General features: G+C 62.8%; 13 protein-coding genes. 11 read left to right on the forward strand and 2 right to left on the reverse strand.

Features of this window, described 5'->3' with window-relative positions; genetic code table 11:
* Positions 1 to 26: 26 nt before the first annotated feature.
* The 4 genes from RBRH_RS07890 (at position 27) to RBRH_RS07905 (ending at position 2568) form a co-directional block, all read left to right on the forward strand.
* Complete coding sequence (locus tag RBRH_RS07890; protein WP_041753660.1) at positions 27 to 275, forward strand: (2Fe-2S)-binding protein; 249 nt, start codon at positions 27 to 29, stop codon at positions 273 to 275.
* 332 nt (positions 276 to 607) lie between these two features.
* A complete protein-coding gene (locus tag RBRH_RS07895; RefSeq protein WP_049786398.1) occupies positions 608 to 1312 on the forward strand; it encodes an energy transducer TonB in 705 nt (234 codons plus the stop codon).
* 91 nt (positions 1313 to 1403) lie between these two features.
* Complete coding sequence (locus RBRH_RS07900) at positions 1404 to 2138, forward strand: MotA/TolQ/ExbB proton channel family protein (protein WP_013435632.1); 735 nt, start codon at positions 1404 to 1406, stop codon at positions 2136 to 2138.
* Positions 2139 to 2151: 13 nt separating this feature from the next.
* Positions 2152 to 2568: an ExbD/TolR family protein gene (locus RBRH_RS07905; RefSeq protein ID WP_013435633.1), complete on the forward strand. Its 417-nt coding sequence runs from the start codon at positions 2152 to 2154 to the stop codon at positions 2566 to 2568.
* A gap of 156 nt (positions 2569 to 2724) precedes the next feature.
* Here the strand turns inward: RBRH_RS07905 and RBRH_RS07910 are convergent, their stop codons facing one another.
* Positions 2725 to 4899, reverse strand: a complete 2175-nt coding sequence (locus RBRH_RS07910; RefSeq protein WP_083813455.1) for a M1 family metallopeptidase — start codon at positions 4897 to 4899, stop codon at positions 2725 to 2727.
* Positions 4900 to 6057: 1158 nt separating this feature from the next.
* Between RBRH_RS07910 and RBRH_RS07915 the strand changes: the two genes are divergently transcribed.
* The 5 genes from RBRH_RS07915 to RBRH_RS07935 all read left to right on the forward strand — a co-directional run bounded on the left by RBRH_RS07915 (position 6058) and on the right by RBRH_RS07935 (position 11732).
* Positions 6058 to 6849: a DUF3348 domain-containing protein gene (locus RBRH_RS07915; RefSeq protein ID WP_041753662.1), complete on the forward strand. Its 792-nt coding sequence runs from the start codon at positions 6058 to 6060 to the stop codon at positions 6847 to 6849.
* A gap of 10 nt (positions 6850 to 6859) precedes the next feature.
* Positions 6860 to 8956 carry a DUF802 domain-containing protein gene (locus RBRH_RS07920; protein WP_041753663.1) on the forward strand — a complete coding sequence of 699 codons (2097 nt, stop codon included), beginning with the start codon at positions 6860 to 6862 and terminating at the stop codon, positions 8954 to 8956.
* Positions 8953 to 9603, forward strand: a complete 651-nt coding sequence (locus RBRH_RS07925; RefSeq protein WP_013435638.1) for an OmpA family protein — start codon at positions 8953 to 8955, stop codon at positions 9601 to 9603. Before RBRH_RS07920 ends, RBRH_RS07925 begins: the two co-directional genes overlap by 4 nt.
* Positions 9584 to 10243, forward strand: a complete 660-nt coding sequence (locus tag RBRH_RS07930) for a DUF2894 domain-containing protein (RefSeq protein WP_013435639.1) — start codon at positions 9584 to 9586, stop codon at positions 10241 to 10243. The genes RBRH_RS07925 and RBRH_RS07930 overlap by 20 nt, the downstream gene beginning before the upstream one ends.
* Positions 10244 to 10529: 286 nt before the next feature.
* Entirely contained in the window at positions 10530 to 11732 is a 1203-nt protein-coding gene (locus tag RBRH_RS07935; RefSeq protein ID WP_013435640.1) for an SIR2 family protein, read from the forward strand.
* Between the two features lie 169 nt (positions 11733 to 11901).
* On the opposite strand, the gene RBRH_RS07940 is transcribed toward RBRH_RS07935, so the two are convergent.
* A complete protein-coding gene (locus RBRH_RS07940; protein WP_013435641.1) occupies positions 11902 to 12396 on the reverse strand; it encodes a YciE/YciF ferroxidase family protein in 495 nt (164 codons plus the stop codon).
* A gap of 236 nt (positions 12397 to 12632) precedes the next feature.
* On the opposite strand from RBRH_RS07940, the gene RBRH_RS07945 reads away from it, so the two are divergent.
* Together RBRH_RS07945 and RBRH_RS07950 are read left to right on the forward strand one after the other, a co-directional pair.
* On the forward strand, positions 12633 to 13214 hold the full coding sequence (locus tag RBRH_RS07945) for a hemerythrin domain-containing protein (protein WP_013435643.1): 582 nt from the start codon (positions 12633 to 12635) through the stop codon (positions 13212 to 13214).
* An 11-nt stretch (positions 13215 to 13225) separates the two neighbouring features.
* Positions 13226 to 15577, forward strand: coding sequence for an FdhF/YdeP family oxidoreductase (locus RBRH_RS07950; RefSeq protein ID WP_049786399.1), 2352 nt, complete (start codon positions 13226 to 13228; stop codon positions 15575 to 15577).
* The last annotated feature ends 53 nt before the right edge of the window (positions 15578 to 15630 follow it).

Below are 15630 nucleotides of genomic sequence, written 5' to 3' on the forward strand. Positions count from 1 at the left end.
GCATTAACGTTAGCTGTCAGCGCATCATGATCGTCTGCGTGTGCAAGTCTGTTTCCGACCGTACTATCCGTGCATCGCTGGAGTTCGGTGCCTCGACGTTCGACGAATTGCAATTCGAGTTGGGCGTAGCAACGTGCTGCGGCAAGTGCGAGCAAACCGTGCGCGACCTGGTTGCCGCCTGCGGCGCATGCACGAGCCTGTGCGGTCCCGGCGCCCACCCGGCGCGTCATGTGACGCCGGCGCCGGTCGCGTTCTACGAGCGCAAGGCGGCCTGACGCCAGTGGATATCGGGCGGGCCGCGGCCCGATGCCGCGTCGGTTCTGCTCTGGCCCGTCTTTCTCCGTGCAAGCCAGCGCGACGCGCGAGCCAGCCACGTTACCGCACTGCGCTCTCGGAGGGCTTCATGGAACTGCTGCTTGGATTCGCGACAACGCTATGCATCTCCTTTCTGATTTTTCGACGCTGAACCCGGCACACTCCGGGTCGTGTCGAAGCAAAGCCGGCCATTGTCCGCGTCGCGGCCCCCGTGCATCTGCCATCGGCCAACGCTAATATGCAGGTTTCTCCCAGTTCGGCTGGCGCGCTACGCTCCAGTGCAGTCTCGCCGATGAAATCGCGCCCCGTCGCGCACTACACGACCACACTCGCCGCAGTGGCACTGCTGCATGCCGGCGTGATCGCGTGGCTGGTTTATGCGCGTGCCGACACCGTCCCAACCGTGACGGTCGAGTCCCGGCCGATCATGGCCGAACTACTCGCCCCGCCGGCACCGGTCGCGGTGCAGTCCGCGCCGGCGCCCACGCCTGCGCCGAAACCCAAACCCAAGTCCGTGATGATGCCGCGGCCCAATCCCAAGCCCGTCGTCAAGCATCCCGCGCCAGCGCCTACGCCACCAATGCCGGTACGTGATACCCCATCGCAATCGGTGCCCACGCCGTCAGCGCCCCCGGCCGCGCCGGCGCCCACGCCCGTACCGGTCGCCGAGCCCGCATCACCCGCGCCGGGCCCTCGCTCGGTGGTCGCGCAGGGCGCACCCAAGGGCGTCGCCAAGCTCGACTGCCAGATCGTGCGGCCCGATTATCCCGCGCTGTCCAGACGACGCGAGGAAACGGGCACGGTGGTCGTCAACCTGGTCGTCGGTTTGGAGGGCAAGGTGGAACGGGCCACGATCAAGAAAAGTAGCGGTTATGATCGATTGGACGAGGCCGCGCGCAATGCCGCGCTAGCCAGCACGTGCCGGCCTTACATCGAAAATGGGCAACCGATCCGGGTCACGGCTGACCAGCCGTATGTGTTCAATCTAGACGACTGAGCCGTGCCGGCTGATACCGTGCCGCTGGCGTCCATTGCCGAGTCCGCCTGCTCAACAGCGTCACCGATAACGAGGATACGAAGGAAACACCATGCAGAACTACGGTATGGCCCACGTATGGGCACAAGGGGATTTCGTCACGCGCGGCATCGCGATCACACTATTGATCATGTCAGTGCTATCGTGGAGCGTAATCCTAATTAAAGGATGGAACGTGCTGCGGTTGCGGCGCCTGACGCGTAACACCGAGCAGCAGTTCTGGCATTCCGACGATTTCACTGAAGGTCTCGTAAAGCTCGGCTCGACCGGCTCCGGCGCCGCCGATAACCCGTTCGTCGCACTCGCGCTATCCGGCAAGGAAGCCGCCGACCATCACCACAAGAGTCAGCCTCACCTGCATGACCGGATGGACATTTCGGACTGGATAACGCGCTGCCTGAAGGACACCATGGATGACTGCGTCGCCCAGATGCAAAGTGGGCTGGCGGTCCTCGCATCGATCGGCAGCACCGCACCGTTCGTCGGCCTGTTCGGCACCGTGTGGGGCATCTATCATGCGTTGCTGACGATCGGGGCGACCGGCGACACGTCAATCGACAAGGTTGCGGGACCGGTGGGCGAATCGCTGATCATGACGGCATTCGGCCTGTTCGTCGCGATTCCCGCGGTGCTCGGCTACAACGCGCTAACCCGCTCGAACAAGGCCGTGGTGACCAAGCTGAATCGCTTCGCGCACGGGCTGCACGCGTACTTCGTGACAGGTGAACGATTGTCCTCGACGCTCCAGCGCGGCGAAGGCCCGCGGCTAGCGACAGCCGGCAAATGAGCGAGGTACGGCAATGGCAATGACCCCCTTTGTGGACGACGACGACGGGCTGATGAACGAGATCAACATGACGCCGCTGGTCGACGTCATGCTCGTGCTGCTGATCATCTTCATCGTGACGATTCCGGCGATCCAACACGCAGTCAAGCTCGACCTGCCGCACGCGAGCAGCCAGCGGCAGGATGTGCGGCCCGCGCACGTCACAGTGTCGGTCAATGCCGATGGCACCGTGTTCTGGGATGACGTCAAGGTGTCCGACGTCGAGTTGCAGCGCAAGATCGCCGCCGCCGCGCAGGCCCACCCACAGCCGGAACTGCATTTGCGAGCCGATCGCAAGGTCGCGTACGAGCACGTAGCCGACGTGATGTCCTATGCGCAATCGAGCGGGTTGGCCAAGATCGGATTCGTGACCGAGCCCAAAGCGCACTGATTCGCGGCCATCACGTCACCTTCGAAGCCTCGTAATGGGTTACACAACACCACGTCGCGTATCGCCCCCTGCGCGAGCGCCGGCGAGCGCGGCCTTGACTGCCGTGCCCGGGCCAACCCTAGCCGCCGGCTAACGGCTAGGGGCTACTTTTTCCGCCTACCGCACACTGGGCCGCGGTTTAGTTGGACCCTGCAAGCGCGGCAGGCGACGCTCAACGCCCAACGGCGCAAGGCCCGCCGTGTCACGGCGCAGCATACGCAACTGTGCCGCCGGCGCTGGCCCAATCGAGTCGATGCTGGTCTGGCGCGAAGCATCAGCCAGTCCTGCCCCCACGAGCAACTTGGCTTCCAGCTTCAAGTTGGTCAGGCGCGCCGGATCCTGCAAGGCGGTGCGCTGCGCCAGCAGCTGGCTCCAGGCGTTGTCGCCGTAATTGACCACGTAGTAATCTTGCCCACTCGGGTCGGCCAACACCGCGCCACAGCCATCGAGCCGCACTTGCATGTCGGTGGCCTTCATCGCGAACGTCTTGCGGCTGGTCAAGCCATCGCCATACGCCAACGTCAGCGGAATAGTCCACTGTGTGCCCGGATACCGATTCTGGTTCGGAAACGGCTGCTGTTTCAGCGTCACGACCGTCTGGTTGGCGCTCAGATCACAGCGCGTGTCGAGCGAAACCAGCGGAATGCCAGTCTGCCGCACGAAGCTGTCGCCGATCGCCGCCATCGGCTCGCCGCTGGCTTTGGCCAGTTCGTCCCACAACCGCTTGGGCGTGGCGTTGCCCAGCGCATAATCAGCCAAGTAGGACTGCAACGCGCTGCGCAGCACTGGCTCGCCCAAATAGCCCTCGATCATCTTGAGCACCTGGCCGCCCTTGTTATAGACGAACGTGCCCGCACCCAGCACGAAATCATTGGACGCGTACGCGCTGAAGTTGGGTTGAACCGGAAATGCCGATGACTTCAAGTCCGCCGCAATCACACGGTATTTATTCTTGACCTCGTCGGCCCAACTGAAACGGTCCGGAAAAAAGCGGATCTTGGTCTTGTTCTCAAAGAACGTCGCAAACGACTCATTCAGCCACACGTCGTCCCACCAGTCCAGCGTAACCAGATCGCCGAACCATTGATGCGCAGCCTCATGCGTGAGCACGGTCAGGCCGTAGTCCGACATCGGCGTACCAGGAGGCGGCAGGATGTCGTCCGCGAACTCCAGGATCGCGCCCCAGTTTTCCATTCCGCCGAAGTTCAGGTCTTTTTGCTCTTTGAACGCGTCGTTTGCGGCGACCGTGTCGAACTTGGTGAGCGGCAGCGGGATACCCGTATAGCGGTAATAGAAATCCAGGGCCTGCTTGGTCTGGTTCATCGCAGGACGCGCCCACTCCTTCATGCCAGGCGGCGTGAAGATGCGCAGGTGCAGCCCCTTGCCATCCGGCAGCGGGCTCGAAAAGTCGTCCTCGAGCACATCGAACTGCCCGCCGCCGAAGAACAGCAGATAGGACGGCATCGGCGGCGTCTTCTCGAACGATACACGCTTGTAGCCACCATCGATGTCCACCGGCGGCAGCTCCGCCGCATTGGACACAACCCGCCAATGGCTCGGCACGTCGGCGCTCACCTCATAGGTTGGTCGGAACGCCGGTTCATCCCAGCCCGGAAACCACTGGCGCGCGAGGTCCGATTCGCCCTGGGTGAGAATCGCGCCGCTGGTGGTGCCATCCGTTGCCTTCAAGTCGACGCGGAACACGCCTTCGGCGGCCGAGCAGCCGGGATAGGGATCATCACCGCAACTTCCGCCGGTGTGAGTGGCCGGATCGTCATAGGTCTTGAAGTTGATGATGCCCTGCCACTCCATATGCAGCGAATAGGTGCCCGCCGCAATTTGCCCGCTCACGGGACGAAGCTGATAATAATCCCCCTTGTCCTGCGGCACCGCCGTCAGCGGAACATTGCCCGGCTGCAGCGTGATTGAGCCGTTGATGAAGTTGATCCGGTGCCCCGCGACGACAATCGCGTTGACCGGCTCGCGTACCTTGATCTGAACGTCAGCGCGGCCCTGGAACGCTGATAACGCCGGATTCGGCCGGAACCACAGCTTGTAGTTCAGCGGCACCACGGTGTCGGGCATTTCGACCGGAGACACCGTCTTGACCACTGCCGGGTTGGCGGCGATCGGCGCGGTGGGGACCGTGAGCGGCGCATCGGATGACGGCGGCAGCACAGCTACGGTACGGCTGGCCGTACTCTGGGGCCCGTCTCCACCCCCGCATCCGCTCAACGCAAGCAACGCGGCCACCGTCACGCACGGAAGCCATACTCCAAAACGAGTGAGCATAAAAAAACCTCGAGTGAGAAAGCAATGGGTTGATATGTCATTTCTGCTGCTTACTTCCTCACTCGCGCGTTGCGCCATATCGTCGGCGCACGGTCGCCCCGTATGCATGGATCGCGGACGTCATGCGTCCACCCGCATTGCCATGCAGCAATGCTATTTATATGAAATACTAAAAATTAGGTATCCAAAATCTACTACACAGACGGGCAGACCGTGCCACTGAATCAGCAACCGTGGTTTCGCCAACTGGAATGCGCCACATCCAGCTCGGGGTTTTCCCTGCTGTCGCGAACTGACTCGCCTGGAGACAGTACAAAGATTAAGAGCACGCGCATTCGCGTGTCAACTTTCTTTCAAAATTTTTCTTTCGTAATGGGCAAAGAATACTACCCATATACTATCCATCGTTATCGGAAATTATTGTCGCGTTTCGCACTACATTACGATTTTGAAAGGTAAATAGGTAACGCGGCGCGGTCGCTTCGATTAGCCGATCAAAACCGGGGGCGCAGGTCTACCATTACGCTGCACTTGCCCTCTAAGGCGATTTCGCGCACGACGGAAGTTGGGGCTCCACGCGTGTTGCAACTCAGCTCGCGCACTCCACCTGCTATCGCCGTAGTCGATGGCAAGGCTCGCTCGCAACGGCGCGATCCGTGGCAAAGGGTGATCGGTACCCCGGTTGCGGGCATGCGAGTTATCGGCAGCCAGTTCAACGTCGCCCCGAAGTGCGGCCGTGTCTAGCACGCGGCACTTGCCACCGAGTTCGATATCATAGAATTGCGCTTTACGCCGCGATACACGGCTTGCTTCAGTGCCAGGTTTTATTGCCAATCCGCCCACCGGCACCCTGGATGATGCCAGCGCAATGACGGCCCATCCAAAGCTCGACTCGCAAACAGGCGAGATCATCACCTTTATATGGACTGGCAAAACATGGGCTCTGCTACGATGTCGCCGACTCGGACAGCATACAACGCGTGGACACCATAGTGCGAGGCCCGAACAAGCTTTGCGAACACGCGTTAGCTAAACGCGGAGCATTATTTCCCGCGCGCCTGGCCTCGCACGATGCAAGCCGTTGCGACGAGCCGCTCCCGCATGCTCGGCCGCGTGTCCCACAGACGTGTAAACTGCTGTCTTTTTGACTCTGGTGGTATGGTACAAGTCCCTCGGCACGCGGCGTCCGGCGCCCCGACGCTTGTTCGTCTGCTTGCGCGGCTCGCGCATCTCGATGTAGCCGAATCCGGACAACCGTTGCCGGACCAACTGAGCCAATGGCTTGCTTGGACCGACGCCATCGCGTTATCGACGGCGCTCAACACCAACGCGCACGGCGCCGCATCGGAGGCGGTCGGGGTGGTGCACGGGGGCGAGAACGACGCGTCGGCGCATAGTGTCGCCGTGCGCACGTCGCTGATCCGCCGCATCGATGCCGCTTGCGGCTTCGCTGCCGGGGCACGGCACGCGACCACGCCCGCGGCGTTGCGCGGGACGAGCGGCGACACCGTGCTCGACTACGCTGATTTTCGCCACCGCTACGTCGGCGTGCAACATGCGATGGCAACGGATATCGGTGTGCTGCGAAGGCGGCTGCGCGTAATGCTGTCAGTGCGCTCGCCCAATATGGCGCGGCTGTGCGCCGTCGATACCGTCATGGAGCAAGCACTGGCGGCACGCGAGCATCAACTGCTGGCCAACGTGCCCGCGTTGCTCGGCGCACATTTTGCCCGCTTGCGCGACGCCGCGCCTCCGCCCGCGCCGCCGGCACAGACAAACATGCCACAGCAGACGTGCACGCAAGTTCCGCTAACCGGCGCGCCGCCCGTGGGCACGCCCCGCACATGGCTGGACGTATTCCGCAACGACATGCGCAGCGTGCTGATCGCCGAACTCGATGTCCGATTTCAACCGGTGCAGGGACTGCTCTCGGCCTACCGTACCTGCTAACCCACCTGCTATGACCCGCTTTCGCTTTAATATTGTTGTCTTCCTGGCCGGCCTGGCCGTCGTAGGCTGGATCGGCGCCGGCTACCTCGGCTCTAACCCGCTAGCCTCGGCCGTCACGCTGCTGATCGGTGGCGGTTATCTCGCGGGCGCCCTGGAATTGCGCCGCTACCAACAGGCCACTGTCACGTTGACGCGTGCCGTAGCCGGCCTGTCCGCCCCCCCGCCGGCGCTGGAGCCCTGGCTGGCACAATTGCATCCCGGTTTGCGCGGCGCGGTGCGCCTGCGGCTGGACGGTCAGCGAGTCGCGTTGCCGGGTCCGGTGTTGACGCCCTATCTGGTGGGATTGCTGGTGCTGCTCGGCATGCTGGGCACCCTGCTCGGCATGGTGACGACGCTGCGCGGCACCGGCGCCGCGCTGCAAAGCGCGACCGATCTGGACGCCGTCCGGGCCTCGCTTGCCGCGCCGGTCAGCGCACTGGGCTTCGCGTTCGGCACGTCGATTGCAGGCGTGGCAGCATCCGCCATGCTGGGGCTGCTTTCCGCGCTGTGCCGACGCGAGCGCACCGAGGCCGCGCAGCAACTCGATACGGCCATCGCGACGACATTGCGGGCCCATTCGAGCGCCCACCAGCGCGAGACGAGTTTTCAGCTCTTGCAGCGGCAAGCCGATGCGATGCCTGCACTGGTCGATCGGCTGCAAACGATGATCACGCACATCGAGCAACAAACACGGACATTGAACGAGCAACAGCTCGCCGGGCAGCAAGCCTTCCTCGAAAAGGTCGAGGACGCGCACGCGCACCTCACCTCGTGCGTGGCGCAATCGTTGAAAGAATGCGTGGCCGACAGCGCCCGCGCCGCGGGTACGGCGCTGCAGCCGGTCGTCCAGGCGACGATGGCCGGCCTGGCGCGCGATACGGCATCGCTGCACGATACCATCGCCGGCGCCGTGCAGCAGCAGTTGCATGCGCTGTCCACGAGCCTGGACGCGACCACGCGCAACGTGGCGGCGGTCTGGAATGAGGCATTGGCCGACCATCGACAATCCAATGACGCGCTGCTCGAGCACCTTCGCGTCTCGGCTGACCGATTCGCAGAGGCGGCTGAACAACGCGCCGCGACCCTGTTGCAGACGCTGTCGGCACGTTTGGAAGCCAACGTGGCGACGCTTGCCCAGACTTGTCAGCATACGCTAACGCGGCAGGAGCAGGCCGCAGAGCAACGCGCCGCGGACCATCAGCACGCGCTCGAAGCGGCCGTTGCGGCGCTCGCACAGCGCTCGATGGCATCGTTGGATGCAATGGAGCAATCGCAAGCGCAGCTGCGCACCGAACTGCAATCGCAGGACGAACACCGGTTGGCCACCTGGACCACGGCGCTGACTTCCATGGCCACCACGTTGCGCCAACAATGGGATGAAACCAGCATGCGCGCAGCCGCGCAGCAGCAACAGATCTGCGATACGCTGGCGCATACGGCGCAACAAATCTCGGCGCAGGCCACCGAGCAAGCCACCGAGACGATGGCGCAGATCGGCAAGCTCGTGCAGGTCGCGTCGCAGGCGCCGCTGGCCGCAGCACAAGTGATCGCCGAGTTGCGCCAGCAACTATCCGAGAGCCTCGAGCGCGACACAGCGGTTCTGCAGGAACGCGGCCGCGTGCTCGAAACGCTGGCGACGCTACTCGACGCGGTCAACCATGCGTCCAACGAGCAGCGCTCAGCCATCAACGCACTGGTCGCGACATCGGCAAGCTTGCTGGAGCGCGTCGGCAACCGGTTCACTGACGAGGTCCAGGCCGGCACGCGGCAACTGGAGGCCGCCGCGACGCAACTCACCAGCGGCGCGGTCGAAGTAGCCAGCTTGGGCGAGGCGTTCGGCGTGGCGGTCCAGTCCTTTGGCGCGTCCAACGATACGCTGGTCGCGCATTTGCAGCGCATCGAAGCGGCGCTGGACAAATCGCTGGCACGCAGTGACGAGCAACTCGCTTACTACGTCGCGCAAGCGCGGGAAGTCATCGATCTAAGCATGATGTCGCAGAAGCAGATTATCGAGGAGTTGCAACAGCTCGCTACGCAGCAAGGGCGTGCGGGAGCCGAAGCGCCATGAACGACGACATTGACGGCGGCGTGGAAGCGGCCGCGCCCATCTGGGCCGCGTTTGCCGACTTGATGTCAGTATTGCTGGGCGCGTTCGTGCTGATCCTGGTCGGCGTCATCGGTATGCAACTGCAACTATCGGCCAAACTCGAGAACGAAGTTCGGCAACGGCAAATGGAAACACAGCGCCGCAAGACGCTCGAACAGGTATTGGCCGGGCCGCTAGCCGCCGGACGCGTGACGCTGGTGAACGGCCGTATCGGCATCAGCGGCAGCGTGCTGTTCGCGCTGAATTCGGACCAGTTGCAGCCCGAAGGTCGTGAGCTATTGAAAAGTCTCGCCAAGCCGCTTCGCTCATACCTGAGCGCCCGTGACGAGATCCTGATGGTGAGCGGTTTTGCCGATGACCAGCAGGTCCGCGCGGGCAATCGTCGCTTCGCCGATAACTGGGAATTGTCGGCACAGCGCGCGTTGACGGTGACGCGCGCGTTCATCTCGGAAGGTGTGCCAGCCTCGTCAGTATTCGCCGCCGCGTTCGGCTCCGAGCAGCCGGTAAGCTCGAATGCCGACGACGCTGGACGGGCTCGCAACCGGCGCGTGGAGATCGCCGCGGTGCCTAGGCCATCCGCCATGAACGGTGAACGCCGTGAGCCATAGCGAAACGCATGCGCGGGCTCGGCTCGACGCATGGCGGGCATCCGGCGCCGATCGGTTGGACCCGGTGCGCTTTTGCTTCATCGACGCGCTAGAGCGACGCACGGCCGGTCACGTCGGCGCGGTGCGACGCCGCTTGGAGCGCCGGCTTGGCGAGCTGCTAAATGCATATGCCGCTGATCTCGAGCGGGCGGATCCCCGCGTCGGCAACGCAGATGCCGCAACGACATCACGCGAACCCGCAGACCCTACACTCGCGACGGTGCTCGACTACATCGCCGCGCGCAAACGCGCGCATGGCGATGCCAGCGCCCCTGCCGCCGCATCGCACCCCGGGTCCGATCCAGGGCCGGCGACGCTGGATTATTTCAGAAAGACCTGGGCCAAGGTCCGCATCGAAAAGCAGCTTCGGCAATCGCTCAACCAAGTGCCGAGGAATGCCGGTCCGCTCAATTCCAGCAGTCTCGTGCATCGCTCGCTTTCGTTGATGCGCGAATTGTCGCCCGGGTATCTACAGCAGTTCCTCGCGTACGCGGACACGTTATCGTGGATGGAGCAATTAAATAGCGGGGACCCGGCCTCGGCCAAGGACACCGTGCGTGCCGCCGTTGCCCGTAAGAGCGCCCGAGGCAAATCGCGCTGAAGCGGTGCGCCATTCGGCACCCTCCGTGCGAGGCGCCCGCCGACATTATTCTCGCGCGGAACACGACTGCGCTCTTGCGCACGTCAGCCTTGTCCCCGTTCGGCAACACTGCCGTCACGGTGGGATCATCACAGGACCGAAAGGAATGAACACTTGCACGAAAACGGCGTGCCCCGCCCAGTGGGCATGGGTATTGCATTCGGCCAAGCACGCAACGAAAACGGCGGCGGGCGCGGCCTGGTAGCGCGCCGCTCAACCTCGGACATCGTCCCCGACTCAACCGCTCATGACGAAACCCATCGACAAGCCACGCAACCCGCGCCGACGCAGCGGCCCAACCTCCCCGTCACGAGCCCGGCAGGCACCGATCAAGTTTGCGCAGAGCGTGCATGCGCTAGCGCGGCACGGCGATCCCGCGGCGGGCAACGTGACATTCGTGCTCGGCGCCGGTTTCTCCCGTGCCTGGGATAACTGCTATCCGACTGGCACCGATTTATTTGACTTTACCGATGACGATTGGGCAAGCGAATCTTCGTTCCTGGAGGATTTCCTGCGTATGACGCAGATCGATCGCACCGTTGGGTTGGACCGATCCGCATTTCTCGACATCGTCTATCAGGTGGGCATGTTGAAAAAGTATCCGCTGCTTCGCAACCGATACGTCGACGAGTTCTATCTGGAACTGGTCGAGCGTGAATTGCGCTATGTGGTGCTTCGCAAGTTCCACCAGCGCGCAAAGCCTCCTACGCTGGTTGGCGACACGTTATCGTTTGACCAGCCGCTTAGCGACGCACAGACGGCAATCAGTGCGCTGTTTGCCGCGCTGCAGGAGCATGCGAGCGCAACGTCGGCTAGCGAGCGGCCTGCCCCCCGCATCGGCGTGAATTTCCTGACGACAAACTACGACTTTGTCATTGAAGCGATGGTGGACACAGCGTTGCGACGCGCCCGTTCGCGCGAGTTGTATCGAGGCTTCACGCCGTTTGCCTGGTGTGGTGACATGGACAGGCGTGCGGTGGCGGTGCCCTTTGCGGGCGGTCATTTGCTAAAACTCAATGGGGGGTTTGAAATCTATCGGCGTGAGGGTCATTTCGAAGTCGACTACCGTCACCGCGACACGCAGACACTGCGCAGCAACCCGCCAGAGATCATGCTGCCTTCACGCGCCCAAGACTACGATCAACCTTACTTTCAGGCGCTGTTCCCGAAGGCCGTGCGGCTGCTGCGCGAGTCCCGGATCGTCGTGTTGGTTGGCTACAGTTTCCCGGACGAAGACGCGCTGGTGCGACTGCTGCTGCGTCAATTTGCCGAAGCGCCCGCCGACGGACGCCAGCGTGCGCTGTACTACATCGATCTGAATGACGTTCAGACGCAGCTGGCTCATGCAAGAAGCGTCTTTCCCCATGCCAGCGTGTCCGGAGGCCTCGCGGTATTACCGTGGCGGGGCGGTTTCAGCGAATGGTGCAGTATTGCCGTTCGCGCACTGTGATAGGTTTAAGGCGCGCTGCCCCGACGCGCGAGTCCCGCTACCATCCGACGATACCGCTCCGCCTGCAGGGCAAAGCAGGTCCTCGAACCAGCATAGGGGCCTAGTCGGCATAGTCTGAACCTTGCCGCGCGTCAACAGCCGCACGGTACCGGCCCGTGGCACGGCTCCATTAGGCTTGGCTAGCCTGCGGATTGCCAACCTTCTCGGCAAACTGCGTCAGCTTCTGATCGGTCGCCTTTTCCTCGTCGAGCGTCGCCTTGAGCAACGGCACTGCGTCGTCCTGGCCGAGCTGTTTCGCGAACGCGCACAGCGTGCCGTAAGACGCGATCTCATAGTGCTCCACTTTCTGGGCTGCACCGATCAGCCCCGCATCGAGCACGGGTCCCTTCTCGATTTCGTCCAGCAGTTCCGCGGCTTCCTCAACCAGCCCCTCCATTGCTACGCATTTGATCCGTTTTAGCTTGATGCCGCATTTCTCGACCACTTGATCGATGCGTGCAACCTGCTCATGCGTTTCCTGCAAATGCGTCTCGAAGGCCTGCGCGAGTTCGGGATTCGTGCTGGCGCGCGCTAGCTTGCCGAGCGCACGCGTCAATTGCTTCTCCGCACTGTAGATGTCAGATAGCGAATGGATAAACAGGTCTTCCAAAGTCTTGCGTGCCATATTGAGCCTCCTTCATCGAATGCTTAATCAATACGCCGCACGAGTGTGCTCGCGTCGGCCTCACTTGCCGCGCAACGCCCATGCCTGGGCACCGGCGCAGCACAGCTTCAACAAGGTCGCCGCCACGACGCCAGCGCCCGCTCACCGCGCCAAACTCACGCGCCCGTTCACCGCCAAGCTCACATGGCGGGCACGGCAAATGCGTCCTGCATGACGTTTTGTGATCAGGAGGTGTCATGGCTTTATCCTCGCTTGCGGCACTGCCCGTTACCACTGCGATCCGCGCCGACCACACCCACGTGCTGGCGGCCTTCCACCGCTACCGCTCCGACTCGCCGTGGTGGCGCAAGCGCGCGATCGTTAGCACCGCATGTACCGCGCTGGAGATCCACACACAGCTTGAAGAGGAAATTCTTTACCCGGCGCTCGCACGCGTTGATCCGGACGATGACGTGCTGAAAAAAAGCAAGTCCGAGCATGACGCGATACGGCAGACGATTGAACGACTGCGCGGCATGGAGCCGGACAATGCGGCTTACGACAATCTTTTCATGCAATTGATGCGTACCGTGATCCATCACGTCGCCGACGAAGAAGCCGTGCTGCTGCCGCGTGCCGAACGCGCGCTCAAAGCCGAGTTGGCAAGTTTGGGCGCGGCGATGACACGTCGGCGCATCCAACTGCTCGGAGCGCACCGGCCGGCACGCATCGCGCTCGATATGGCCGGCACCTTCCCGGTGGCCACGGCGCTGCTGGGCGCGCTGACCGGCATCGCCGTATTGTGCTGCTTTGCCACCCCTCGCCCCCGCAGTGCATAGCGAGGTCGATCATGCCAGACGCACCGGACACCCCGAAATCCAAGCGCGCAGCTTACCCCTATGCATCGGGCGGCTGGGGCTCGCTGAAGGCGGTCGTCGACATTCTTACGAAGGAAAAAGTCGCGCTCAAGGATAGCGGCCTGCTGATTCATCAGAACAAACCCGATGGCTACATGTGCGTAGGCTGCTCATGGGCAAAGCCTGCGCGGCCGCACCTGGCTGAGTTTTGTGAAAGCGGGGCGAAAGCCACCGCGTGGGATATCACGAAAAAGCGCGTGACGCCGGACTTTTTTGACGTTCACACGATCAGCGAATTGGCCACCTGGCATGACCACGATTTGGAGGCAGCGGGTCGCCTCACCGCGCCCCTGCGCTACGACCGCGCGCAGGACAAGTACGTCGAAGTGAGTTGGCAGCAGGCGTTCAATGAAATCGGCCGCGAATTGCGCGCGCTAGATCCCGCGCGGGTGGTGTTCTACACGTCAGGGCGCGCGTCGCTCGAAACAGCGTACATGCTGCAACTGTTTGCGCGTCTTTTCGGCACCAACAATCTGCCGGACAGCTCGAACATGTGTCATGAAAGCAGCAGCGTCGGTTTGCAGGAAGCCATCGGCGTGGGTGTTGGCACGATCACGCTCGAGGACTTTGACAAAACCGATTTGATGTTCTTCTTCGGCCAAAACGTCGGGACCAACAGCCCGCGTATGCTGCATCCGCTGCAGCACGCGCGCGAACGCGGTGTGCCGATCATCACGTTCAACCCACTGCGCGAACCGGGACTGATCCGCTTTGCCAATCCACAGTCGCCCGTGCAGATGCTCACCCCGGCCAGCACGCCGATCAGCACGCAGTACCATCAAGTCAGAAACGGCGGTGACAGCGCCGCGATCATCGGCCTCTGCAAGGCCGTGATCGACGCCGACGACCAGGCGCGGCAAAGCGGCGCACCGCGGAAGATCGATGTGTCGTTTATCGAACAACATACGACCGGCTACGACGCATTCGCCGACTACCTGCGCAACACAGCATGGACCGACATCGAGGCGGCCAGCGGGTTGACGCGTGACGCGCTGCAGGCTGCGGCGGCCGAATACATGAAGGCCAACGCGGTAATCGCCCACTACGGCATGGGCCTCACGCAGCATCGGTTGGGGGTGCAAAACGTGCGTCTGCTATGCAATTTGTTGTTCCTACGCGGCAACATCGGCAAGCCGGGCGCGGGGCCCTCGCCGGTGCGTGGGCACTCGAATGTGCAGGGACAACGCACGGTCGGCATCACCGAGAAGCCGGAGCTTGCGCCGCTGGACCGGCTCGCCGAGCAATTCGCGTTTAAGCCACCTCGAGAAAAAGGGCTGAACACCGTCGAAACATTCGAGGCCATGCTCGCCGGCAAGATCGACGCGGTGCTGAACCTTGGCGGCAACCTAGTCCGCTCCGTGCCGGACCGCTCACGCATCGAGCCGGCCTGGCGCAAGCTGCGGCTCACGGTCAACGTCGCCACCAAATTGAACCGCTCCCACCTGTTGCCGGGCGAGATGTCCTATGTGCTGCCCTGCTTGAGCCGCATCGAAATCGACCGGCAGGCAAGCGGCGAACAAGCCGTGTCGATGGAAGACAGCACCGCCTGCATTCACGGCTCCCGTGGCTACGCGCAGCCGGCCAGCGATAAGCTGCGCTCGGAGCCTTACATCGTCGCCAAGATGGCGAAGGCCACGCTGGACCCGCGTCTGGGGCCCGACTGGGACGCGTGGCACGACAATTATGCGCTGGTGCGCCGTGAGATCGTCCAAACCTATCCGGACATGTTCGAGGACTTCGAGCGGCGCATGTGGCAACCAGGTGGTTTCCCGCGCCCGCTGCCAGCACGCGAGCGGCGCTTTGCCACGGCATCGGGCAAGGCCGAATTCCTCGTGCCCGCGACGCTCGGTGAGGACCCGGACATGCCGCAGCGCGAGCCGGATGCGCTACGTCTCATGACACTGCGCAGCGACAGTCAGTTCAACACGACGATTTACGCACACGATGACCGCTTCCGCGGCATCCAAGGCTCGCGAATGGTCGTGCTAATGAACCCGGACGACATCCGCCGTCGCGGCCTACATGAGAACGACATGATCACGCTGCAGACCATCGCGAACGATGGCGTCGAGCGGCGCCTTAGCGGTCTGCGCGTGCACGCCTACGATGTGCCACCCGGTTGCATTGCCGGCTACTATCCCGAGTGCAATGTGTTGCTGCCGCTGTGGCATCATGCCGAGCAAAGCAAGGTGCCGGCCGCGAAGTCGATTCCGGTCAGGATACTGCGCGACGACGGCCGCCGCGACATCAATTTATCGGACGACGGCGCGTCGTCTCCTGGATAGACGGCAACGACAGCAGGGACACCCGCTCCCTGTTTTACACACGCGCAATGAAA

Source organism: Mycetohabitans rhizoxinica HKI 454 (genome assembly GCF_000198775.1).
Classification (GTDB): Bacteria; Pseudomonadota; Gammaproteobacteria; order Burkholderiales; family Burkholderiaceae; genus Mycetohabitans; species Mycetohabitans rhizoxinica.

What these genes read in the sequence shown, in the direction of transcription:
- RBRH_RS07890 (WP_041753660.1), top strand. Translation starts at nt 27, where the DNA reads ATGATCGTCTGCGTGTGCAAGTCTGTTTCCGACCGTACTATCCGTGCA.
- RBRH_RS07895 (WP_049786398.1), top strand. Translation starts at nt 608, where the DNA reads ATGAAATCGCGCCCCGTCGCGCACTACACGACCACACTCGCCGCAGTG.
- RBRH_RS07900 (WP_013435632.1), top strand. Translation starts at nt 1,404, where the DNA reads ATGCAGAACTACGGTATGGCCCACGTATGGGCACAAGGGGATTTCGTC.
- RBRH_RS07905 (WP_013435633.1), top strand. Translation starts at nt 2,152, where the DNA reads ATGGCAATGACCCCCTTTGTGGACGACGACGACGGGCTGATGAACGAG.
- RBRH_RS07910 (WP_083813455.1), bottom strand. Translation starts at nt 4,899, where the DNA reads ATGCTCACTCGTTTTGGAGTATGGCTTCCGTGCGTGACGGTGGCCGCG.
- RBRH_RS07915 (WP_041753662.1), top strand. Translation starts at nt 6,058, where the DNA reads ATGGTACAAGTCCCTCGGCACGCGGCGTCCGGCGCCCCGACGCTTGTT.
- RBRH_RS07920 (WP_041753663.1), top strand. Translation starts at nt 6,860, where the DNA reads ATGACCCGCTTTCGCTTTAATATTGTTGTCTTCCTGGCCGGCCTGGCC.
- RBRH_RS07925 (WP_013435638.1), top strand. Translation starts at nt 8,953, where the DNA reads ATGAACGACGACATTGACGGCGGCGTGGAAGCGGCCGCGCCCATCTGG.
- RBRH_RS07935 (WP_013435640.1), top strand. Translation starts at nt 10,530, where the DNA reads ATGACGAAACCCATCGACAAGCCACGCAACCCGCGCCGACGCAGCGGC.
- RBRH_RS07940 (WP_013435641.1), bottom strand. Translation starts at nt 12,396, where the DNA reads ATGGCACGCAAGACTTTGGAAGACCTGTTTATCCATTCGCTATCTGAC.
- RBRH_RS07945 (WP_013435643.1), top strand. Translation starts at nt 12,633, where the DNA reads ATGGCTTTATCCTCGCTTGCGGCACTGCCCGTTACCACTGCGATCCGC.
- RBRH_RS07950 (WP_049786399.1), top strand. Translation starts at nt 13,226, where the DNA reads ATGCCAGACGCACCGGACACCCCGAAATCCAAGCGCGCAGCTTACCCC.